Source organism: Ferrimonas balearica (assembly GCF_019802055.1).
Lineage (GTDB): Bacteria > Pseudomonadota > Gammaproteobacteria > Enterobacterales > Shewanellaceae > Ferrimonas > Ferrimonas balearica_A.
In genome coordinates this window covers 72,322-92,554 of the sequence record NZ_JAHVHW010000004.1, presented here as the reverse complement: position 1 = coordinate 92,554, position 20,233 = coordinate 72,322, and the positions used below count along the sequence as shown (strand labels likewise).

Sequence of the window (20,233 nt, the reverse complement as noted above, 5' to 3'; positions counted from 1 at the left end):
ACGCTACGGCAGGGAAAGGGAGTGCTCCGCACAGCGTGGGCCTGTGGCCCACGGAAAGCAGGGAGATTCGGGCGACAAACGAACGCAACGGGTGAAGCATCGTAAAACCCATCGATGGGCAAGGGGCGATAGCCGCCTTCCACTATCAGGCTGAGAGAGAAAAAAACGGGACCCTAAGGTCCCGTTTTTGTTGGATGCGAGTCTGGACTTAGCCCAGCTCGTCGGTAGCCACTTTGTAGGTGGGGTCTTCCAGCACGTTCACTTCCACCAGGTCACCGGCTTTGGCCAACAGCTGGCGGCACTCCGGGCTCAGGTGGCGCAGGTGCAGGGTTTTGCCCTCACGCAGGTAACGCTCCGCCAGGGTGTCGATCGCTTCCAGAGCGGAGTGGTCGGCCACGCGGGAGTCACCAAAGTCCACCACCACGTCCTGGGGGTCGTTCTTGGCGTCAAACAGGTCCAGGAAGCTGGTGACGGAGGCGAAGAACAGCGGGCCTTGCGGCTGGTACACCTTCCAGCCCTGCTCGTCGATGTCGGTTTTGGCGGTCATATGGGTGGCGTGGTCCCAGGCAAAGCGCAGCGCGGAGACAATCACACCCACCATTACGGCCACGGCCAGGTCGGTAATCACGGTCACACCGGACACCAGCACAATCACCAGGGCGTCCGCCTTGGGTACTTTGCTCATGATGCGGAAGCTGGACCATTCGAAGGTACCCAGTACCACCATAAACATCACGCCCACCAGAGCCGCCACCGGAATCATCTCGATCAGGTGGGCGCCGAACAGGATAAAGCCCAGCAGGAACAGCGCGGCAGAGGCGCCGGACAGACGGGAGCGACCGCCGGAGTTAATGTTGATCATGCTCTGGCCAATCATGGCGCAACCGCCCATGCCGCCAAAGAAGCCGGTGGCCACGTTGGCCACGCCCTGGCCAACACACTCGCGGTTGCCCTGGCCACGGGTCTGGGTCAGTTCGTCCACCAGGGTCAGGGTCAGCAGGGACTCAATCAGACCGATGGCAGCCAGCACCAGCGCGTAGGGGAAGATGATGGTCAGGGTTTCCCAGTTCAGCGGTACCATCGGCACAGCGAAGGTGGGCAGGGTGCCTTTCAGGGTGGCTTCGGCGTTGCCGGTCATGCTGCGGACGAAGTCCACCACGGTGGCGGTATCCATGCCCAAACCGTGCACCAGCCCGGTGACCACCAGAATGGCGGCGAGGGAGGAGGGGATGGCACGGGTCAGTTTAGGCAGGAAGTGGATGATCGCCATGGTCAGGGCTACCAGAGCGAGCATGGTAAAGAGGGCCCCGCCCTGCATCCATACCAGCTGGCCTGCGTCGTCCACCTCTTTAAACTGGCCAAGCTGGGCCAGGAAGATCACGATAGCCAGACCATTTACAAAGCCCAGCATCACCGGATGGGGCACCAGGCGGATAAATTTCCCCAGTTTTAACGCGCCAGCGAGGATCTGCAGTATCCCCATCAGAACGACGGTGGCAAACAGGTACTGAACGCCGTGCTGGGCCACCAGGGCTACCATTACCACAGCGAGAGCGCCGGTGGCTCCGGAGATCATGCCCGGGCGACCACCAATCAGTGCGGTGATCAGGCCAACCATAAAGGCAGCATAGAGACCGACCATCGGCTCAACGCCCGCCACAAAGGCGAAGGCGACAGCTTCGGGGACCAGAGCCAGTGCAACGGTCAGGCCGGAGAGCAGGTCGGCTTTGATGCTGGCTTGGGGATTACTGCGAAGTTCAAACATCGGGTGGGGATCCCTGTAGCGAAAAGGTTGTCAAAAGGCGCGAAAACTAACAGCCGAGCGACAGGATGTCAAAGTGGGATGCCCGAGAGGGGCCTTTCACAAAAAAAAATCGCGGGCCGGGAGCCCGCGTGGTGAAAGACCAAATATCGCACTGGGGTCAGGAAGTCGGTTGGGAGTGTCCCAGCGTTTCACTGCTAATAAATAAGCGACCTGGTGAACGAAAACTGAAGAGAGAACCAAGAGATGCTGGAGTGGTTCGGTGCCTGAGCGCTAGGATAGAGCCAGCTGAAATTTCCGGGAGTCTGTGAATGAGTCATAAGCTCAAAATCGGGGTGGCACTGGGCAGTGGCGCCGCAAAAGGTTGGGCCCACATCGGTGTGCTGCGTGGATTGGCCAAAATGGACGTTCACCCTGAGGTGGTGGCGGGTTGTTCCATCGGTGCCTTTGTCGGTGCGGCCTATGCGGCTGACCGCCTGGATGAGCTGGAGGAGTGGGTTCGCAGTTTCTCTACCTGGGATGTGATGGGACTGATGGATCTCTCCTGGCGGCGCGGTGGGCTGATTGAGGGGGAGAAGGTGTTTGAGGCCGCCAGTAAGGCGATCGACCTTTCCGACATCAGTGAGGTAAAGCGCCCCTTTCTGGCGGTGGCTACCGACCTCTACACCGGTCAGGAGGTGTGGCTGGATGAGGGCAAACTGTCCGACGTGGTGCGCGCTTCCTGCTCCATCCCCGGACTGATGTCGCCCAAGCATCTGGGTAACCGCTGGCTGGTGGACGGCGCGGTGGTGAACCCGGTGCCGGTCTCCCCCTGTCGAACCCTGGGCGCTGACCTGGTGATTGCCGTCGACCTGCATGGTGACGGACGGCAGCACGTTGCCGAGGTGGTCAATATGGCCACGCCGGTCAGCGAGGCTCAGGTTGAGCGGCAGAAGGCGAGCAACGGCTTTATGGACCTGTTGGTGTCCGGGCGGGAACTGCTCAACCGGGTGGTGGACAGCGTAACGCCCAATAACCACAACCAGCCTCACCCCAATATGCTGGCGGTGATGCACCAGTCGATGGAGATCCTGGAGCAGCGCCATAAGCGGGCCCGTCTGATGGGAGACCCGCCGGAAGTGATGGTACTGCCCCACGTCGGCGCCATCGGTACGATGGAGTTCCAGCGGGCCGAGGAGGCGATCGACGCCGGAGAGGCGGCCGTGATGAAGGTGCAGAACCAGATTGAGGCGGAGATAGACCGCATGACCAAGGCCCGCAACGGCCACTAGAAACAACAACACCGCCATAATGGCGGTGTTGTTTTCTGGGGTGGAGGATTACTGGCGGCTTTGCCGCATCTCCTCCAGGCCACCGCCATTGTGGACCTTTTCGTAGCCCTGGCGGTTGAGCCATCCCAGTGCCTGTCCTGAGCGGTTGCCACTGCGGCAGTAGACCACGATGGTCTCTGCGCCGGGCTCACCCAGCTCAGCGAGACGACTTGGCAGTTGGTCCAGCGGGATATTGATGGCACCCGGCAGGTGTCCGGCAGCGAACTCCTCCGTGGTGCGTACATCCACCAGCACAGCGCCTTCATCGACCCATTGCCAGGCGGTTTCCGCCCGCTCGGATGCCATGACAGCGCCCTGTACACCGATAGCCAACACGAGGCCAGCCAACCACTTTTTCATCACTCTGTTCCTTACTTCTGGGTCACGGATTCACTTTCCGACTTCATTCCCAGCTTGCGCATCACCATGGTGGCGGGGCAAAAGCCAGTAAAGGCATTTTGGAACAAATTGGCGCCGACGAATACGGTCAGCCACACAAAAGCGGGATGAACCCATACGGTCAGGGCAACGGAAATCAGCACCATAAAGCCTGCAAAGGCAAACAGGGCACGTTCCGTGGTGCGCGGCGTGGTGCAGAAGCTTGAGTTAGACATAAAAACCTCCATTTTCTCGTTCAGTAGCTGTAGCGCACCCGCACCCAGCCATTAGTATTGTCACTCAGGCGGCCAAAGAAGGTGTGATCCTCCTGGCCTCCCAACAGGTTGAAGCCAGCCGCAAAACTCCAGTTGTCATCCATCCGGTAGCTGGCCTGGGGACGCAAGTAGTAATCCTGGTCCGACGGGCTGTAGAAGCTGAACAGGGAAAGGGTCAGCTTCTCCTGCATCGCCCGGTAATCCAGCCGTACCGTCATCAGATGACGGTTCTGCTCCATGGCATATTCCGGCAGCGGCTGTGCCGCCCGGTAAGCGCTGTAATCCAGCAGGTGTTCCAGCTGGTATTGCAGCCCCAAAGTCAGGTTGGTGACCAGTTCCATCTGGTAGCCAGCCAGCAGCATCATCTTGTCCGCGGGCTGCCCCGGCGTGCCGCCCTGTTGCGGCTGGATATCCTGGTACACCCCCTCCAGGTTGAACAGGCCCGGGCCCAGCGGCAGCATCATGCTGGCGCCATAGGCGTTCAGGCGGGAGAAGCTGGGTTGGCCCTGAGAGTCCATCGCTTCCGGCGTACCGGTATAACCCCAGTAGCCGTAGAGCGCCCACTCCACGCTGCCTCGCTGGCCGAAGAGTCGGGCGGCGAGGGAATCGTCGCTGGGCTCATCCGCTTCAAACCCGGGGGCCACCGGCGCGCCCACAACCGGGTTATAAAAACTCAGCCTCTCTCCATTAAGGTAGTTGTCGCTCTCGAATCGTGGGATCCAGGCCAGATCCAGGTTGGCGTACTGGCTGAAGTAACTGGCTTTGACCGCGTTCACCGGCGCTTTGAGATACTCATCATCCAGTCCGGTAAAGAACGCCTGCCAATCCTTGGGAAACAGGTCGTTAAGGAACAGGAAGTCGCCGGTGCCCCAGGTCAGCACCTGACGGCCCACCTTCATATCGACATGGTTCCCCAGCGCAAAGCTGACGGAGAGCTCGCGGACATCCAGTTCCCACCCCTCCACCACATCGTCGTAGCGCAGGTCAGCCCGAAGGTCGCCGCTCAACTGTTCGCTACGGTAACCGGTTTCCACCCGGGCACGGGCTTCCCCCAGCGTCTGGCGGGGCAGGCCTGCGCCATCAGACTGCAGGCGGGCACCCGCCGCACCCTCGATAAAGCCACTGACGGGCTGCCAGGGGGAGACGGTCTCCTCGCTCCAGTCATCCCCCCAGTCATCGCCCCAGGGGTCCTCAGCGGCCCAGGCGCCGGGCAGCAGAGTCAGGGTGAGCAGGGACAGCGCAATACGACTCATGGATCCTCCAAATCAGCGCAGGTACTGGGTGGGCGGTGTGCGCATGCTGCGCTCACTGAAGATTGACTCCGGCAGGCCGATGTCGTACTCCACACCGCGGAACTCCATCAGGGTGCTGCCGCCGCCACGGAGGTCTTCCACCATGGAGCGGGTGACGGTGGGGTGACCACCGATGGTCTCCACCTTGGCTACGCTGATGCGGCGATACACATTGCCCTGACCATCCTGGTACTCGGTTTTCACCGGCAGGAAGGTGGCTTTGTCGATCCAGACCCGGTAGCGGGCAAACTCAACGCTGCCCGGGGCCTTCGGCACACCGTCGATCACGTACTGCTCCGGCGTCTCCTCCACCAGAGTGAAGTTGTCCTCACGGGGGTTACGGCCGGACACGTCTTCGTAGAAGAAGTGGCTGCCTACAAAGGAGGTGCGCTTGTCACCGGCACTGATGCGGCGCAGCAGGTCCAGACCCGGCAGGTAGAGCCAGCGGTCATCGTCGCTGGCCACTTTCTTTTCTACCCGGAACACGGTGCCGCGAACATCAGAGGGGCGGGAGAAGAACACCAGCATCTGCTGATCCCCGGCAACCTCCTTGGTGCGGCGCAGGATGGTGAACTGGCGGATCTGTTCGCGACCCTGGCCATCCAGGATCTTCATCCGGGCCTGGCTGCGGCCATCTTCACCGGCGTAGAACGCCGCCAGGTTGGCTTTGTCGATGATCTGATCGGCGCTGAGGGTGTCGGCGCGAGCGTTCAGAGTGGTGGCACTGAACAGAGTGAGCGCGCCCATCAGGGCGGTGCCCAGTCCCTTCATCGTGGACTTAAGCATGGGTACCTCCGGTTGTCGGTTGGCTGGACGTCTCGGGCGCTTTGGGCTCCGGCAGGGTCCAGCGGGAAAACAGGCTCAGGGCTGCGGGCAACAGCAGCAGGGTTACCGTGGCGGAGACCGCCATAATGGAGGCCATCAGCACACCCACGGTGATGTAGGGTACCAGCGGCGCCATCAGCAGCGGGGTAAAGCCCAGCGCAATCACGATGGCGTTGCGACTGATGGCCCGGGCAGGCTCCTCAAACATCATGGCCAGGGTCTGGCGGACGCTGCCGGTCTCCTTATGGATGGCGCGGGTGCGCTCCAGGAAGTGAATGGCAAAGTCCACGGAGAGGCCCAGCGCCAGGGCGGAGAGCACCGCGATGGGCATGTCGTAATCTTTGCCCAGCCAGCCTACCAGGCCGTAGATAAAGGCGATGGTCAGCGACAGCGGCAGCATCGCAATCAGACCGTAAAGCGGTGAGCGGAACAGCAGGCTCATCATGATGAAAATCACCACGAACGCGCTCAGCAGGCTCTCCATCATCCCGGTCACCATGGCGTCCTGCCAGATCACATTGATGTAGGCTTTACCGGCCCAGTCGGCGCTCAGGCCCTGGGGCAGCGGGTGCTGGCTCAGGTACTGGTCCACATGGGCAATCACCCCGTTCATATGCTGGTTGTCACCTGAGGTGAGCTGCAGCCAGATCAGCCCCTGGCGGTAGTCGCGGCTGACAAAGTGCCAGAGGTCCTGCGGGCGGTGAGAGGACTGGAACTGAAGCAGCGTCTGAGCCACACCGGCGGCGCTGTCAGGCAGGGCGAAGTCCTTGTCCTCACCGGAGTGCAGTTCACGGTTTACGGTTTTGACGATGTCCGGCAGAGCGTTGGACTTGCCCACCAGGCCGCTGTCATTGAGGTCTGCCTGCAGATCCGCCATCCAGGCCAGCAGGGCCGGGTCGAGGAAGCGACGGCTCTGCTCGGTAACCGTTTCCAGCTTAGGCATCAGGGCGTCAATCGCGTCGATCTGTGCGTCGCTGTCGGCGTCAAAGGCGGCGTCATCCAGGCGACTCAGCAGCGACGCGAGGGATTGGCCATCGGCCTGGTTCAGCATCGCTTCCGCTTCGGCATCGCCGGGCAGTGCCTTGGCCAACAGGGCCTGCAGCTGTCGCTTGGTTTCGGTGTCGATAAGCGGGCGGTCATCGGTCAGCACCAGATACGCGTCGTAGGTGCCGGCAAAGTGCTCGTTCAGCGCCTTGTCGGCGATGCGAATTTCATGGTCTGCCTTAAACCAGCGCACCGGGTTGTCGTTGATCTGGATCTTGCTGATCCCCACCGCAGAGAAGCCGAGGATAAGCAGGGCGACAATCACAATCGGTTTGGCCTGACGCACGCTGAAGCGACCAGCACGGGGCAGGAAGCGCGCCAGCAGGCCACTGTGCTCAGCGTGGCCATGGAGACGGGCCTGCATCTTGTCCAGGGTGGCGGGCTTCATGCGCACCACGTAGGCGGGCACCAGCAGGACGCTCAGGATAAAGGCCAGCAGGATGCCGCTGCCCACAAAGGCACCGAAGACCTGAACCGGCGGAATGGGGGTCAGCATCAGTGAGTAGAAACCCACGGCAGAGGTGACGGAGGTGAACAGCATGGGATTGAACAGGTCGCCCATCACTTCACGGATGACCGCTTTGGCGTCCTTACCGGCGCGGTAGCGGTCGGTAAAGTCGCTCATGATGTGGACCGAATCCACCACCGCAATCGGCATCAGGAAGATGGCGATCATGGAGGACATGATGTGTACCGTGTAGCCCATGCCGATCAGGGTGCCCATGGTGGCAATCACCGTGGCCATCGCCACCAGCATCGGGGCAATCACCAGCGGAATGCTGCGGAAGAAGAACCACATCAGGGCGAAGATCATCGCGCCGGCCAGCGGCGCGGAGACCGCCATCTGCACAAACATCTCGTGGCCGAACTGGTTCTCTGCTACAGGCAGGCCGGTCAGGTAGTAGGTGTCCTGAGGGTCAAGTTCGGCAATCAGGGCGCGAATCGATTCCGCCACCTGGTAGCTGTCGTCCTTGTTGTAGAGCGGCACATAGATGGCGGCGGCTTTGCCGTCGCCGGAGACCAGGGTGTTGTTCAGCAGCGGCAGGCGTGCAACCGCGTCACCAATCGCCTCTGAGGCGGCCTGGGTCTGCGGCGCGTCCTTCATCAGGTACTCAAAGCGGATGGTGCCCGGCCCCTCCTGGGTGATGTTGTCGGAGGTGGAGAGCGCCATCAGGTCCGCCTTCACTACCGGCTCCAGTTTGAGGATGGCGTCGGTCAGTTGGTGCATCGTGGCCAGGGACTGGGGGTTGAAGATGCCGTTTTCGGCTACTGCACCCACCACCATGCTGTCGTACAGCGCGAAGTCGGATTTCACCTGGTTGTGGAATACCCGGGCCGGGTCATCAGACGGCAGCATATTCTCCGGATCGGTATCGATCTGGATGTTGGGGATCAGGGCGGCAGTTGCCAGCACCAGTGCCCAGATGAGGGCATAGACGGTGCGGGGGCGCTCGGTAGCGAAGCGGATCAACCCGGCTTTCATGTGCTCTCCAAGATGGCAGGTTATCAGTGTGTTCGATCCTACTTTAGCAAAATCTAATTTTCAACCATTAGAAAAATCTAATTTAAGATTCTGCGACGGTTTGGAGGGGCATCAGGCGAACTGCCCCTTTTGAATTTCAGGACAGGTGAGGGAAAGCTGCAATGGCTTAATGAGAAAGTGCGACCATTTGCCGCAGGAGATGGAGAAAAGACAGCAAAAAAGGGGCCATTAGGCCCCTTTCTATATCGTAACCGGTTCTATCAGAACTGGTGGCTGTACTGGATGGAGTAGTACATGGCGCCAGACTCAGTGGTGGCGTTAACCGGACCAACAACTGCGCTGTTTTCGATCAGGTCAACCTCTTCACCCATTATGTAGGCGAAGCCGAAGTCGATGGTGGACTTGGGAGTCAGGTTGTAACCCACACCAGCGGTGAACCACTGACGATCGGAATCCGGGATGGAGATGGAGCTGATCTCGTCAACAACGCCCTGGTCGTAGGCGTAACCGGCGCGCAGGGTCCACTTGTCGTTCACGTTGTAGGTACCACCCAGGCTCAGGAACCAGGAGTCCTTCCACTTGTACTCTTTCAGAGCTACGTCGCCCACCGGGATGGTCGGAGCGTCCGGCAGGTCCACGATTACACCGGTGCCGTCTTTGGCCGTGATCTGGTGGAAGTTGCTCCACTGGGTCCACTGAGCGGTGTAGTGCAGGGCAAACTGGTTGGTCAACTGATGGAAACCGGCAAACTGGAAGATGTCAGCCAGCGGCACTTCCAGCTCTTCAAAGTTGGTAGCAACATTTTTAATGCCGACACCGGGGATAAACTGCGGGGAGATGGTGTTGATATCACCCTCAACCACCACATCCGGGCTAAAGCGGTAGCTCAGACCAAAACGATGGTTCTCGTTGATCTCATAGGTGGCACCCAGGATACCGCCAAAGCCAATGCCGTCGGCTTCTACGTCAACCAGTGGAGTGGCACCCATGTAGCGGTCTAGCGCGCCTTCGCCGTAGATCATGTCCACACCGGCACCCAGGCTCAGGTGCTCATTGATGCGGTAGGAGACGCTGGCGTTGAAGTTAACGGTGGTCACTTCGGTGTTGCCGATCAGGTCAAACGGCGCGTAGAGAGGGTTGTCCTTGAGCAGGCTGCTGCTGTCGGTACCGGTACCAAAGTTGGAGAAGGCGGCAAAGCCGACGGCCACTTTGTCGTTCAGCGGGTGGATGTAGAAGATGTTCGGGATTACTTTACCGCTGCCCGCGTCATCGATGCCGCCCATATCTACGGGGTTGCCCAGAATACCTTGATGGCTAACGTCCTTGATGTCGATGCTGACGTCGGCGTAGGTCAGACCGCCAGAGAAGGCGGGCGCGTCGAACAGCGCCATGGCAGCCGGGTTACGGGCCAGTACGGAAGCGTTGTCGGCGATTACGGCGTCACCGGCGAAGGCGCGGCCGATACCAGTGGCGGACTGGCTGTTCAGTTGGAAGCCGGCGGCCAGGGATTGGGTGCTGGCCAGAGCAACGGCAGTGGCGAGCAAAGTCTTGTTCATCGTTTTCATCTGCTATCTCGTAGGTGGCAGTTTGGAATAATAATTTGGGCGAGATTCTAGGGGTCGTTACAGTTCTGACATATCCGACCAGAGGGCAAAATCGTTGAAAATGTCGCTATTTTGCGCCGTACGGCACAAAAGAATACGGTAACTGCTTTGTAAATGTAAGGGAAATGTAAACAAAAAAGGGCGCCAAAGGCGCCCTATGTTTAGTTCAGGTTTAGAGCTTCTGCTCAAACTCTTGGTGTTGACTCAGTACTTCGGCTTTAGGCGGCATGACCTTGCTGACAAGCACACCGGCAAGGGTGGCGAAGATAAAGCCTGGCAGGATCTCGTAGACATCAAAGATGCCACCACTGAGCAGGTCCCAGATCACCACCACAGCAGCGCCCACCAGAATGGTGGCAATGGCGCCCTGTCGGCTGTAGCCACGCCAGTACAGGGAGAGCAGAATGACCGGACCAAATGCGGCACCAAAGCCCGCCCAGGCGTAACCCACCAGGTCGAGTACGGTGGAATCCGGGTTCATGGCGATCAGAGTTGCCACGACGGCAACAGCCAGTACGGTAATGCGACCAACGGACACCAACTCCTTCTCACTGGCGCCGGGACGGATCCACTTGCGGTAGAAGTCTTCGGTCATCACGGAGGAGCACACCAGCAACTGGGAGTCGATCGTGCTCATGATGGCAGAGAGAATGGCGGCGATCAGCATCCCGGCGATCCAGGGGTTGAACAGCACCTTGGTCAGTTCAATGAAAACGGTTTCCGGGTTGCTTAGCGGGGTGCCGGCAAAATGCACCGCACCGGCCAGGCCGGTTGCCAGAGCGCCGATCAGAGAGAGTACCATCCAGCCGATAGAGATGCGGCGGGAAGTGGGGAGATCCTTCACCTGACCGATCGCCATAAAGCGGGACAGGATATGGGGCTGACCAAAGTAACCCAGGCCCCAGGCCATCAGCGAGATGATGCCCAGCAGGGTGGTGCCCTCAGGCAGCATGGTGAGCATGGTGGGGTCCAGCTCAGGAACACCGGCTGCATCGCCGCCACCCAGTACCACCATCGGCACCACCAGCAGGGCGATCAGCATCAGGATGCCCTGGAAAAAGTCGGTCCAGCTCACCGCGAAGAAACCGCCCACAAAGGTGTAGGAGACGATGATGGACGCGCCAATCAGCAGCGCGGTGGTGTAATCGAGCCCAAACACCTGCTCAAACAGGATGGCGCCACTGACCATGCCGGAGGAGGTGTAGAAGATGAAGAACAGCAAAGTGGTGGTGGCGGCCACCAGGCGCAGCAGACCGGGGTCGGCAAAGCGGCGCTCAAGGAAGTCCGGCAACGTCAGAGAGTCGTTGGTGAACTCGGTGTAGATGCGCAGACGTTTGGCCACCAGCCTCCAGTTGAGCCAGGCGCCCAGTACCAGACCCACACCGATCCAGGCTTCGGAAAGGCCAGACAGGTAGATGGCACCCGGCAGACCCAGAAGCAGCCAGCCAGACATATCGGAAGCGCCCACGCTCAGCGCGGTGACCGCGGGGCCCATCTTGCGGCCACCCAGAATGTAGTCTGAGGAGGTGGACGTGGCCTTCCAGGCCAGGGTGCCTATCACCAGCAAAAGGATGAGATAGGCAAAGAAGGTGATCATGGTTGCGGTTGATATCATTGTTATACACTGATGCTTTTCGAAAAATCGCAACGATGCTAACAGAGGAGTGTGATGTTGACCAACAAATGGCATTCAGAGCCGCAGCAGGAGTGGCGCCGTTTTGACCAGTTAGATGGGCATCGCTTGTATGAGATCCTGCGTCTTCGGGAGCAGGTGTTTATGCTGGAGCAGAACAGCCTCTACGAAGAGTTGGATAACCGGGACCAGGAGGCGGAGCACCTATTGGCAACGGTTGAAGGCAGATTGGTGGGTTATCTGCGTCTGCTGGCCGATGCGGATGGACCGGTCAAACTGGGGCGCATTGTGCTGGCTCCGGAAGCGCGGGGAACCGGCTTGGGGCCCAGGCTGATCAGAGAGGGGCTGGATCATGCCGCAACACAGTATCCCGGACGCCCGGTTAAGATCTCCGCTCAGCTTGCGCTAAAGCCTTACTACCAGCAGTTTGGCTTTGTCGGTACGTCCGAACCTTACGATGATGGGGGGATCCTCCACCTGGATATGGTGTGTCAGAGATAAAAAAAGCGGGCTGATTGCCCGCTTTTTTATTGGTGCTCAGAGCGGCTGGTAGTCCGCCTTTACCCGTTTCAGTACCGGCTCCAGAGCCTGGTTCTTGTCGCCGACGATGGCCAGATGGACTCCGGCTCGATCCTGACCAATGCCGTGATAACGCTGATCGGCGAACTGAGCGGGCAGTGGCATCTCGTTCTGCTGTGGGATCACAAAGAGGGTGACGCGGCCCTGATCCGAACCCATCACCACGTGCAGACTGCGGATCCCCTCAAAGTCACAATAGTTGGCGTAGTACACCTGGCCGGGAAGTTCGCTGAACCGACCGCCAAAACTGGCCAGCTTGGTGTTCAGTACTTTGAGGTCCACCGCTTCATCAACCGTGTCGGTAAAACCTGCCTCATGGGCAACATGGGCAAGCGCATGCTGACCCAGATCGGTCGTGCCCTGGTTAAACAGTGCCATCGACAACCCCACCGCAAAAGCGAAGGACGCGGCGGCGGCCAGTTGCCAGCGATGACGGCGTTTCTGGGTCTGATGGACGGCCAGGTTCTGTTTGAGCAGCAGACGGTCGGCCAGATCATCCGGCACCGGAATCTTCAGTACCTGCTCCAGTTCCCGATCCATGGATTGAAGCTGTTGGACAAAATCGGCTCGCCCTGGGGCATCTCCCATGGCGGCCTGAAATGGTTCGCTGTTGTCATTGGGATCGGCATAGGCTTGGCGCCGAAATTCCAATTCATCCATTGCTGTGGCCCCTTGAAGCGTGGCTGGGACTCAGAGCGTCCCGAAGTTGGTTACGGGCCCGGAACAGCCGGGTCATGACGGTGTTGCGATTGAGCTCCAGGATCTCGGCGATCTCATCACCGGTAAACCCATAAAGCACCTGCAGCATCAACGGTTCACGATACTCGGGATTGAGCAAGGCCATCTGCTTGCGCAGAATCTGGTGGTCCGCCAATTGCTCATGGCTGAGCACGTTGTTGTCGGCCACCTGGCACTGCTCAATGTCGGTAAGGTCAAACTGCTTGCGCTCGAAACGGCGGGCATTCTCCCGTCGCAGGATGGTGATAAGCCAGGCTTTGGCCGCTTTGTCGTCCTTAAGCGAGTCCAGCGCCTTCCACGCACGCAGAAAGGTTTCCTGAACCAGGTCTTCCGCCACCGGAGCGTCCTGACAAAGCCAGTAGGCATAGCGGTAGAGATCGCCGTGCAAAGCGCGCACCAGCGTTTCATAGCGTCGTTGTTTGCTGATCATGTCCCTAGAGACCGCATCAGACGCTTTTTTCTTTCCAAGCCAGTTCAACATTTTTCCATCCTGTGGAGGCGGTACCCGGGCAACCGTCACACCTTGATTCTGGTGGGGGGATTCAGCGGCGGCAAGGCGTTGTCCTGAGCGTCCTTCGCTTTTTCACCCAGAGTCCGTATCGCCTGTTCCAAATCTTTGCCACTCCAGGCTGCGGTACGGGCGCTGTACTGACTGCGCTGCAGGGTCTGCAAGTGGGTTGCCAGGCCGGGGTAGCGTTCGGCGATCTGCGCCAGACTGAGCGGCTCTCCCTCCCTTTCGCTGGCCCACTCGGGCAGCAGCGCCAGGGTGGCTTCCACATCGTTACGCTGACAGGCTTTCAGCAGGGGCTTCAGGCTGGAGGTGGTTGGTGCGGTGCTTGCCGATTCGGGCGGCTGATTGGCTGAGCGCTGTCCACGACGCCAACCCCAAGCCAGAGTCATCAGCCAGAGCAGGGCAAAGAGTGCCGTGAGCCAGGGCCAGAAGCCGGGACGGCTGACCTCTTCAATCACCACTTGAGGCTGAGGCGCGGTATCGGGAAGATTGGCCTCAATCACCGGGGCTGGTGCGCTGCCGGTTATGGTGAGGGTCTTGGCGGGCAGGGTGGCCCACTGCTGGCGGCCAAGCCGGGCGTTCCACCAGGGCACTTTAATCTCCGGCAGGATGTAGGTGCCCGGTTGGGCGGGCACAATCGCCATCGTTTGCTCAAGACGGGCAATCAACTGGCCATTCTGAACGCCGCTTTGGCGTTGGGCTTTGTCCGGGTAGATCCGCAGAGCGTCGGGGACGACCACGCTGATCTCCGCCAGACTCTCTTCCACGGCGCCGACAGCGGTCAGCGTCAGGGTGCGGGTGATGGGTTGCCCAACCTGGTATTCACTTTGCTCATCCAGGCTGTCAGAGAGGGTCACCAGGTCGGCGGCCAGCCAGTCGCCCTGGTAGCTGGCGGGTCGAGGTTTGATGGTCAGATTGATCGGCTCGCCCTGAATCGCCATGGGCCGGGGTTGGGCCCGGCCAAACAGATCTCGGCGACCGGTGGGCACCAGCACATCCCCCTCGAAATTGGCGGGCTGAAGGCGCAACTGACCGGTGGTTTGCGGCACGATGACGTAATCCCGCTCGATGATGCGGTAGCGGCGGCCATTGACGATTTGGCTCGATTCCCGGTCCTGACCAAGCTGGCGGATCAGGGCGTTGTCTGCGGTGGGCGCATTCAGCGCGCCCCGCTGAAGGTCAGCCCCTAAAAACAGCCGCACCGTCGCTTTAACCGGTTGGCCCAGCCATAGGGTCGGAGTATCCAGATCGGTTTCCAGGTAGACCAGGGGACTCTGCGCTTCGACCTTAGGGTCGTCTGTGGCCAGTACTGTCAGGGTGATCGGCTGACTGCGGACGCCATTGATGTCCAGTGCCGGAATGGTAGCACTGCCGGGCTCGCGGGCGATCAGCATCACGGTCCAACGGGTCTCCCTGCGGGCATCAAAGTTGATGATCTGGGTAGAGCGGCTGACGCGGGTCTGGCCCACGGCAAAGTCCCGAAGCAGGGCGGAGGTGTCCAACTCATTGCTGTCGATATCGTCGTCGGCCACCACTTCCAGAATGAAGGACTGACCCGCGACCACGGGGTTCTGATCCACCGAGGCCTCCAACTGGGACAGAGCCCGGGCGGTGGGGATCAGGCCAACCATCAGGATCATGGCGGTCAGCAGGCGGGTAAAGGTCGGGCTCACCACTGAGTTTGCTCCCTATTGATGTCGCCACTCTGGCGGCGACGCTCATATTCCAGTTCCATTTTGTTTCGCAGCAGGCGGGCGGGGTCGTCCACCACCTGATCCAGCAGGCGCTGCAACTCTTCATCAGAGGGTTGGCCCTCTTCCGTCTGGGTAGGGAGCGCCTGGGCGGGTTTCCCCTCCTCGCTCTCCTGTCCCTCACCGGCGTTGGCACTCTGGGGTTGTTCCGATTCGGCATCACCCTCAGTCTCTTCGCCGCTCTGTCCCTGTTGTTCTGTTCCCGGTTCAGGCTCCGGCTCGGCATCGCCGCTTTGGTTCGATGCCTCGCCCTGGTCCGATTGCGGCTGGGATTGATCGGAGGGGTCGGATGGGGAGGAGGGATCCTCGCCGCTGTCGCCGGAGGATTGCGGCTCTTCGGATTCGTTCTGCTCGGAATCGCCCTGCTCCCCCTGCTGGTCTTCAGACTCTGGGGGCGGTTCCTTAGCCATCTGTTCCTCTACCCAGGCCAGGTTGTCCCGGGCCATCTGATGGTCGGGTTGATCCTGAAGCACCGAGCGGTACCGCTTGGCGGCCTCTGGGTAGTCGCCCAACTGAGCCAGTGCGTTACCCTGGTTGTAGAGACTGTCGGTTCCCTCAACCTGCTCAAAGGCGTCGAGCGCCTGTTCGTAGTCACCGGCCCGGTAATGGGCGGCGCCCTGCCAGGCCGGGTCACTGAACGTCTGCGCTGCGGCCTCATACTGGCCCGCATCAAACTGGGCCTTGGCGGTCTGATCCGGGTTTTGCCACCAGGCGGCGTCGGCTCGTGGCGTCAGCATCATAACGGGAAGCAGGCAGAGCAGTCCCTGTCGTCGCAGCCCCCAGGCCAGAGGCAGCAGGGCCAGCAGCAGCAGTTGGCCGCCCCGATCCCGCCACTGGCTGTGATGCTGCTCGGACTGGGTGTCCCCCTCTTCATCCAGGCGGATGCCCTGGTTCAGCAGAGCGGTCACATCGGAACTGTCCGCCCGGTAGCGCACCAGACGCCCCCCGCTGGCAGTGGCCAGTTTCTCCAGTCGGTCAAAGTGAGTACGCACCAACGCCACCGAGCCATCCAGGTCGCGGATCAGCTCGCCACTGGGGCGCTTCATTGGCGTACCCTGTTCACTGCCCAGGGCCAGGATCTGAATCGGCCAGGGGTGGCTGGAAGCAAACTCCAGCGCCGCATCCGTATGGTCGGCGGAGAGGTCATCGGTCAGCAGCAGGATCTCCCCCTGCTGGTAACCCGCGTCTCTGAGCAGTTGGTCCGCCTGAGTGAGCGCTGCGGGCAGGTTGGAACCGCGCACCGGCATGATCTCCGGGCTCAGGGCGGGTAACAGGTTCATCAGGGTGGCGCGATCTTCGGTCAGCGGGGAGAGTGGAAACGCGTCCCCGGCATAGGCCACCAGCGCCATCTCCCCCTCTTTTGCCTGGCGCAGCAGATCCATCGCTTTAAAGCGGGCCTGGGTCAGTCGGTTGGGGGGCAGATCGGTCGCCCACATGGAGTCCGACATGTCCATAACCAGAACCCGGCCTTTCTGTAGCTGGAACAGCGGCACCTCCTCCTTGTCCCAGGCGGGACCGGACAGCGCAAAGATGGCCACAAACAGGGACAGCAGCAGCCACACCGGAGTGGCTTTTTGTTGAGTGCCCGCCGCGCCGTCCAGCATGGCGGGTTGCAGATGGGCAGGGAGTAGCTTTTGCCATACGCCAGCATGCGACTGTTGACGCATCAGCGCCCAGCCAAGCAGAGGCAGTATCAGCCAGAACAGCAGCATCCAGGGGCGGATCAGATGAAACTCAGCCATACGCCCTCCGTCCGGTGACCAGCATCAGCAGCCCAAGCGCGAGGCCCAGAGGCCAGTAGTACAGTTCCACTTGGGGCCGCCACTGGCTCTCCTCCCGCGCCAGCGGTTCCAGCTTGTCCAGCTCCTGATAGATGTTCTGCAGCTCTTCGGTGCTGCGGGCCCGGAAGTAACGGCCTCCGGTTGATTCGCTAAGGGCGATAAAGGTTTGCTCCGCCTTATCCAGTTCACTTGATGGGTTGATGGTGCGGGACCCCAGCAGGCCCCGACGTTGCACCTCTGACGAACCGATGCCGATGGTGTAGAGGCGCACACCGGCCTGACGGGCCAGGCTGACCGCCTGCGCAGGGGTAAAGCGCCCGGCGTTGTTTTCCCCATCGGTAAGCAGCACCAGCACCCGGGAGCTTTGTTCTAGCTCGTTAAAGCGTTTCACGCCAAGAGCGATGGCGTCACCGATGGCAGTCTGCTGTCCCACCAGCCCCAGTACCGCCTCATCAAGGAAGCGGGCGACCGCAAAGCGATCGAACGTCAGGGGGGCCTGGAGATAGGCCTGGTCGGCGAACAGAATCAGCCCCAGACGGTCACCATCGCGGCGCTCGATAAAGTCGCTCAGAACGTGGCGCACCATGGTGAAGCGATCCACCACCCGGTTGCCCAGTTCCATATCTTCAATCTGCATGGAGCCGGATAGGTCGACGGCCAGCATCAGGTCCCGTCCCTCCCGCTTCATGGCAACCGGTTCGCCGATCCACATGGGGCGGCTGGCGGCCAGCAGAATCAGTAACCATGCCAGAATCGCCAGATACCGCCAGACAGGATGGGGCAGGGGGGCGCTGGAGAGGGATTGTCCGGTCAGCATGGCGTCGGGCAGACGCAGGGCCCGAGCCTGCGCGTGGCGCTGACGCTTAAACAGCCAGGGCAGCGGCAGCGCCAGCCAGATCCAGGGGAAGGCGAGACTCAGCATGCCCCCTCCTTATGGAAATGGGCCAGTACCGCATCGGCGTGGCTCAGCAGTGCAGAACCGCCGTGGTGAGGGGTGTCGCTGTAGGGATTACCCATCAGTTCGGGCCAGCGGCCCTGAAGGGCGCTGGGCAATCTTGTATCGAGCCAGGCGTACCAGTGCCGCTCGCTCAATTCCGCCACCGCTTCACGGGGAGCATAGGCCAGAGCTGTCCGCTTCAGCAGCGCCTGTACCTGCAGCGGCAGATCCCGGGCGTTGGGGTCCAGTCCGGCCATCGCCTGACGTGCGGCACGCACCGGTGCGCGCTGATGGTGACGGCGCAGCAACCAGAGTCCCAGTCCCGTCGCAATCAGTGCCACTGCGCCGAGCAGCAGCCACACCGCGAGCGGCGGCCAGGGGTTTACCTTGGCGGGAAGGATGATGTCATGGAGGGCATCAGCGGCCTTGGGCAGACTCATAACCACAGCCTCCGCCACTGTTGCTCTAAAGGTTGCGTGGCACTCACTTCACTGTAGATAAGCTGGCGCTGGCGGATGCCGGCAAGGGCGTGATGTTCAGCCTGGTGCCACTGCTCAGCCATCGCGTTGCGGCGGTCCCGGCTCAGCCAGCCTGTGACGCCGGAACGGGACTGGCGCACCGGAAGCAATCCCCGGGTCTCTTTCAGCCGGTCAAACAGGGGGTCGGTGATGTTGAACAGGCGAACATCGGCGTGGCGTTTCAGTCGGGTCAGCCGTTCCAGACTGGCGTCATCCAACCCCAGGGTGTTGGTGATCACCACCACCAGGGTGCCGGGACGGGCCAGCCGCTCCAGCCGTTGTAATCCGCTGTGCCAGTAGTCCGGGTCCTGTTCGCCATTTTGCGGATGCAGCTCCACCAGCGCTTCCAACAGCGCCAGCAGTCCGCTGCGACGGGCACGGGGTTTCAGTTCTCTGTGGCCCCGCTCGCTGAGGATCAGCCCCCCCAGTCGATCGCCCTCCCCACTGACATGCCAGCCCAACAGGGCAGCCAGGTGGGCGGCCTGAACCGATTGCAGCAACAACTCGGAGCCGTAGTGCATGCGCTGGCCCAGATCGACGCAGAGCAGCACCGGCCGCTCCCGCTCCTCGCGGAACAGTTTGGTGTGGGCCTTGCCGGTTCGGGCGGTGACGCGCCAGTCGATGGTGCGGACGTCGTCTCCGGGTTGGTAGCCACGTACCTCGGAAAACTCCATACCGCGCCCTTTCAGACGGCTGAGCCGCTCACCGGCCATCAGCGCTCGGGCCTGACCGCTGTGGTGGCTTTGCACCAGCGTTCGGTGCTCTGCCCGGGCAAGCAGTTCCGGCAGGTTCAGGTTGACCCCGTCACCGTGACGGGGCAAGACAAGCGGGGTGGGCATCAGGGCACGGCCACCAGTTTCAGAATGCGATGGATCACCTGGTCCGCGTCGACCCCTTCCGCTTCCGCCTGGTAGCTGAGCAGAATGCGGTGGCGCAGCACATTGGGGGCGACCGCCTGAATGTCTTCCGGCGCCACGTAATCGCGGCCGCAGATCCAGGCGCGGGCCCGGGCGCAGCGCTCCAGCGCGATGGTGGCTCGGGGGCTGACGCCCCACTGAATCCAGCTGGCCAGTGTATCGTCGAAACGAGCGGGCGAGCGGGTGGCCATCACCAAGTCCACCATATAGCCCTCAAGCTGAGGGGCGAGATAGAGGTCGAGAGCCTGACGGCGGGCCGCGAACAGCTCCGCTTCGCTGAGCGGCTCCGGGGCACTCAGGGGCGCGCTCATCGCTTCGTTACGGGAGAGCGCCAGGATCTGACGCTCGGTGTCGGCGTTCGGGTAATCCAGTGCCAGGTGCAGCAGGAAACGGTCGAGTTGCGCCTCCGGAAGCGGGTAGGTGCCTTCGTTCTCGATGGGGTTCTGCGTGGCCATCACTAGGAACAGTTTGGGCAGGGGATAGCTCCGCTTGCCCACGGTGATCTGCCCCTCCGCCATCGCCTCAAGCAGAGCGGATTGCACTTTGGCTGGGGCCCGGTTGATCTCGTCGGCGAGAATCAGGTTGTGAAACAGGGGGCCGGGCTGAAACTCAAACTGACCGGTCTCCTGGCGGAAGATGTCGGTACCGGTCAGGTCGGCGGGCAGCAGGTCCGGCGTGAACTGAACCCGGTGGAAATTGCCCTGGATGCAGTCGGCCAGCGCCTTTACGGCACGGGTTTTGGCCAGTCCCGGAGGCCCCTCCACCAGGAGGTGACCATCGGCGATAAGGGCAATCAGCAGTCCCTCGACCAGGGCGGGCTGACCCAGCACCATCTGCTGCAGGTAGTGTTGGATTTGATTAAGTCGTTCCAGCTGCATGGGATCCTCGTCAGAGT

At 61.1% G+C, this 20,233-nt stretch carries 18 protein-coding genes; 2 read left to right on the top strand and 16 right to left on the bottom strand.

The features are described from left to right. Nucleotides 1–208 precede the first annotated feature (208 nt). Complete coding sequence (locus KUV52_RS01370; RefSeq protein WP_222524145.1) at nucleotides 209–1,765, bottom strand: SulP family inorganic anion transporter; 1,557 nt, start codon at nucleotides 1,763–1,765, stop codon at nucleotides 209–211. A 308-nt stretch (nucleotides 1,766–2,073) separates the two neighbouring features. On the opposite strand from KUV52_RS01370, the gene rssA reads away from it, so the two are divergent. Then, nucleotides 2,074–3,033 carry a patatin-like phospholipase RssA gene (rssA, locus tag KUV52_RS01365; RefSeq protein ID WP_222524144.1) on the top strand — a complete coding sequence of 320 codons (960 nt, stop codon included), beginning with the start codon at nucleotides 2,074–2,076 and terminating at the stop codon, nucleotides 3,031–3,033. A 48-nt stretch (nucleotides 3,034–3,081) separates the two neighbouring features. Here rssA and KUV52_RS01360 read toward each other — a convergent pair whose 3' ends face one another. From KUV52_RS01360 to putP, 7 genes are all read right to left on the bottom strand, one after another. After that, nucleotides 3,082–3,432 carry a rhodanese-like domain-containing protein gene (locus tag KUV52_RS01360; RefSeq protein ID WP_222524143.1) on the bottom strand — a complete coding sequence of 117 codons (351 nt, stop codon included), beginning with the start codon at nucleotides 3,430–3,432 and terminating at the stop codon, nucleotides 3,082–3,084. 11 nt (nucleotides 3,433–3,443) lie between these two features. Further along, nucleotides 3,444–3,686: a DUF2892 domain-containing protein gene (locus KUV52_RS01355; RefSeq protein ID WP_222524142.1), complete on the bottom strand. Its 243-nt coding sequence runs from the start codon at nucleotides 3,684–3,686 to the stop codon at nucleotides 3,444–3,446. 20 nt (nucleotides 3,687–3,706) lie between these two features. Further along, nucleotides 3,707–4,978, bottom strand: a complete 1,272-nt coding sequence (locus tag KUV52_RS01350; RefSeq protein WP_222524141.1) for a hypothetical protein — start codon at nucleotides 4,976–4,978, stop codon at nucleotides 3,707–3,709. A 12-nt stretch (nucleotides 4,979–4,990) separates the two neighbouring features. Beyond that, nucleotides 4,991–5,803 (bottom strand): outer membrane lipoprotein-sorting protein, encoded by an 813-nt coding sequence (locus KUV52_RS01345; protein WP_261389822.1) that lies wholly within the window; start codon nucleotides 5,801–5,803, stop codon nucleotides 4,991–4,993. Continuing rightward, nucleotides 5,796–8,369: an efflux RND transporter permease subunit gene (locus tag KUV52_RS01340; protein WP_222524140.1), complete on the bottom strand. Its 2,574-nt coding sequence runs from the start codon at nucleotides 8,367–8,369 to the stop codon at nucleotides 5,796–5,798. The genes KUV52_RS01345 and KUV52_RS01340 overlap by 8 nt, the downstream gene beginning before the upstream one ends. A gap of 260 nt (nucleotides 8,370–8,629) precedes the next feature. Next, the gene (locus KUV52_RS01335; RefSeq protein ID WP_222524139.1) at nucleotides 8,630–9,934 is read right to left on the bottom strand and encodes an OmpP1/FadL family transporter; all 1,305 of its coding nucleotides are present in this window, start codon (nucleotides 9,932–9,934) and stop codon (nucleotides 8,630–8,632) included. 211 nt (nucleotides 9,935–10,145) lie between these two features. After that, nucleotides 10,146–11,588 (bottom strand): sodium/proline symporter PutP, encoded by a 1,443-nt coding sequence (gene putP, locus KUV52_RS01330; RefSeq protein WP_222524138.1) that lies wholly within the window; start codon nucleotides 11,586–11,588, stop codon nucleotides 10,146–10,148. 54 nt (nucleotides 11,589–11,642) lie between these two features. On the opposite strand from putP, the gene KUV52_RS01325 reads away from it, so the two are divergent. After that, the gene (locus KUV52_RS01325; protein ID WP_222524137.1) at nucleotides 11,643–12,107 is read left to right on the top strand and encodes a GNAT family N-acetyltransferase; all 465 of its coding nucleotides are present in this window, start codon (nucleotides 11,643–11,645) and stop codon (nucleotides 12,105–12,107) included. A gap of 36 nt (nucleotides 12,108–12,143) precedes the next feature. Here the strand turns inward: KUV52_RS01325 and KUV52_RS01320 are convergent, their stop codons facing one another. The 8 genes from KUV52_RS01320 to KUV52_RS01285 are packed head-to-tail and all read right to left on the bottom strand — an operon-like array spanning nucleotide 12,144 to nucleotide 20,216. Continuing rightward, nucleotides 12,144–12,845 carry a DUF3379 domain-containing protein gene (locus tag KUV52_RS01320; RefSeq protein ID WP_222524136.1) on the bottom strand — a complete coding sequence of 234 codons (702 nt, stop codon included), beginning with the start codon at nucleotides 12,843–12,845 and terminating at the stop codon, nucleotides 12,144–12,146. Then, complete coding sequence (locus KUV52_RS01315) at nucleotides 12,838–13,404, bottom strand: sigma-70 family RNA polymerase sigma factor (RefSeq protein WP_222524135.1); 567 nt, start codon at nucleotides 13,402–13,404, stop codon at nucleotides 12,838–12,840. The genes KUV52_RS01320 and KUV52_RS01315 overlap by 8 nt, the downstream gene beginning before the upstream one ends. 35 nt (nucleotides 13,405–13,439) lie before the next feature. Then, complete coding sequence (locus KUV52_RS01310; RefSeq protein WP_222524134.1) at nucleotides 13,440–15,107, bottom strand: BatD family protein; 1,668 nt, start codon at nucleotides 15,105–15,107, stop codon at nucleotides 13,440–13,442. After that, nucleotides 15,104–16,927: a vWA domain-containing protein gene (locus KUV52_RS01305; protein ID WP_222524133.1), complete on the bottom strand. Its 1,824-nt coding sequence runs from the start codon at nucleotides 16,925–16,927 to the stop codon at nucleotides 15,104–15,106. The genes KUV52_RS01310 and KUV52_RS01305 overlap by 4 nt, the downstream gene beginning before the upstream one ends. Next, complete coding sequence (locus KUV52_RS01300) at nucleotides 16,920–17,888, bottom strand: vWA domain-containing protein (protein ID WP_222524132.1); 969 nt, start codon at nucleotides 17,886–17,888, stop codon at nucleotides 16,920–16,922. Before KUV52_RS01300 ends, KUV52_RS01305 begins: the two co-directional genes overlap by 8 nt. Further along, nucleotides 17,882–18,343: a DUF4381 domain-containing protein gene (locus KUV52_RS01295; RefSeq protein ID WP_222524131.1), complete on the bottom strand. Its 462-nt coding sequence runs from the start codon at nucleotides 18,341–18,343 to the stop codon at nucleotides 17,882–17,884. The genes KUV52_RS01300 and KUV52_RS01295 overlap by 7 nt, the downstream gene beginning before the upstream one ends. Then, complete coding sequence (locus KUV52_RS01290) at nucleotides 18,340–19,260, bottom strand: DUF58 domain-containing protein (protein WP_222524130.1); 921 nt, start codon at nucleotides 19,258–19,260, stop codon at nucleotides 18,340–18,342. Before KUV52_RS01290 ends, KUV52_RS01295 begins: the two co-directional genes overlap by 4 nt. Then, complete coding sequence (locus KUV52_RS01285; protein WP_222524129.1) at nucleotides 19,260–20,216, bottom strand: AAA family ATPase; 957 nt, start codon at nucleotides 20,214–20,216, stop codon at nucleotides 19,260–19,262. Before KUV52_RS01285 ends, KUV52_RS01290 begins: the two co-directional genes overlap by 1 nt. Nucleotides 20,217–20,233 lie beyond the last annotated feature (17 nt).

Bases quoted from the DNA above. Each gene is read 5' to 3' on its own strand.
- KUV52_RS01355 (WP_222524142.1), bottom strand. From the start codon at position 3,686: ATGTCTAACTCAAGCTTCTGCACCACGCCGCGCACCACGGAACGTGCC.
- KUV52_RS01285 (WP_222524129.1), bottom strand. From the start codon at position 20,216: ATGCAGCTGGAACGACTTAATCAAATCCAACACTACCTGCAGCAGATG.
- KUV52_RS01345 (WP_261389822.1), bottom strand. From the start codon at position 5,803: ATGCTTAAGTCCACGATGAAGGGACTGGGCACCGCCCTGATGGGCGCG.
- KUV52_RS01320 (WP_222524136.1), bottom strand. From the start codon at position 12,845: ATGGATGAATTGGAATTTCGGCGCCAAGCCTATGCCGATCCCAATGAC.
- KUV52_RS01315 (WP_222524135.1), bottom strand. From the start codon at position 13,404: ATGTTGAACTGGCTTGGAAAGAAAAAAGCGTCTGATGCGGTCTCTAGG.
- KUV52_RS01295 (WP_222524131.1), bottom strand. From the start codon at position 18,343: ATGAGTCTGCCCAAGGCCGCTGATGCCCTCCATGACATCATCCTTCCC.
- KUV52_RS01290 (WP_222524130.1), bottom strand. From the start codon at position 19,260: ATGCCCACCCCGCTTGTCTTGCCCCGTCACGGTGACGGGGTCAACCTG.
- KUV52_RS01305 (WP_222524133.1), bottom strand. From the start codon at position 16,927: ATGGCTGAGTTTCATCTGATCCGCCCCTGGATGCTGCTGTTCTGGCTG.
- KUV52_RS01360 (WP_222524143.1), bottom strand. From the start codon at position 3,432: ATGAAAAAGTGGTTGGCTGGCCTCGTGTTGGCTATCGGTGTACAGGGC.
- KUV52_RS01350 (WP_222524141.1), bottom strand. From the start codon at position 4,978: ATGAGTCGTATTGCGCTGTCCCTGCTCACCCTGACTCTGCTGCCCGGC.
- KUV52_RS01370 (WP_222524145.1), bottom strand. From the start codon at position 1,765: ATGTTTGAACTTCGCAGTAATCCCCAAGCCAGCATCAAAGCCGACCTG.
- rssA (WP_222524144.1), top strand. From the start codon at position 2,074: ATGAGTCATAAGCTCAAAATCGGGGTGGCACTGGGCAGTGGCGCCGCA.
- KUV52_RS01325 (WP_222524137.1), top strand. From the start codon at position 11,643: ATGTTGACCAACAAATGGCATTCAGAGCCGCAGCAGGAGTGGCGCCGT.
- KUV52_RS01335 (WP_222524139.1), bottom strand. From the start codon at position 9,934: ATGAAAACGATGAACAAGACTTTGCTCGCCACTGCCGTTGCTCTGGCC.
- putP (WP_222524138.1), bottom strand. From the start codon at position 11,588: ATGATATCAACCGCAACCATGATCACCTTCTTTGCCTATCTCATCCTT.
- KUV52_RS01340 (WP_222524140.1), bottom strand. From the start codon at position 8,369: ATGAAAGCCGGGTTGATCCGCTTCGCTACCGAGCGCCCCCGCACCGTC.
- KUV52_RS01300 (WP_222524132.1), bottom strand. From the start codon at position 17,888: ATGCTGAGTCTCGCCTTCCCCTGGATCTGGCTGGCGCTGCCGCTGCCC.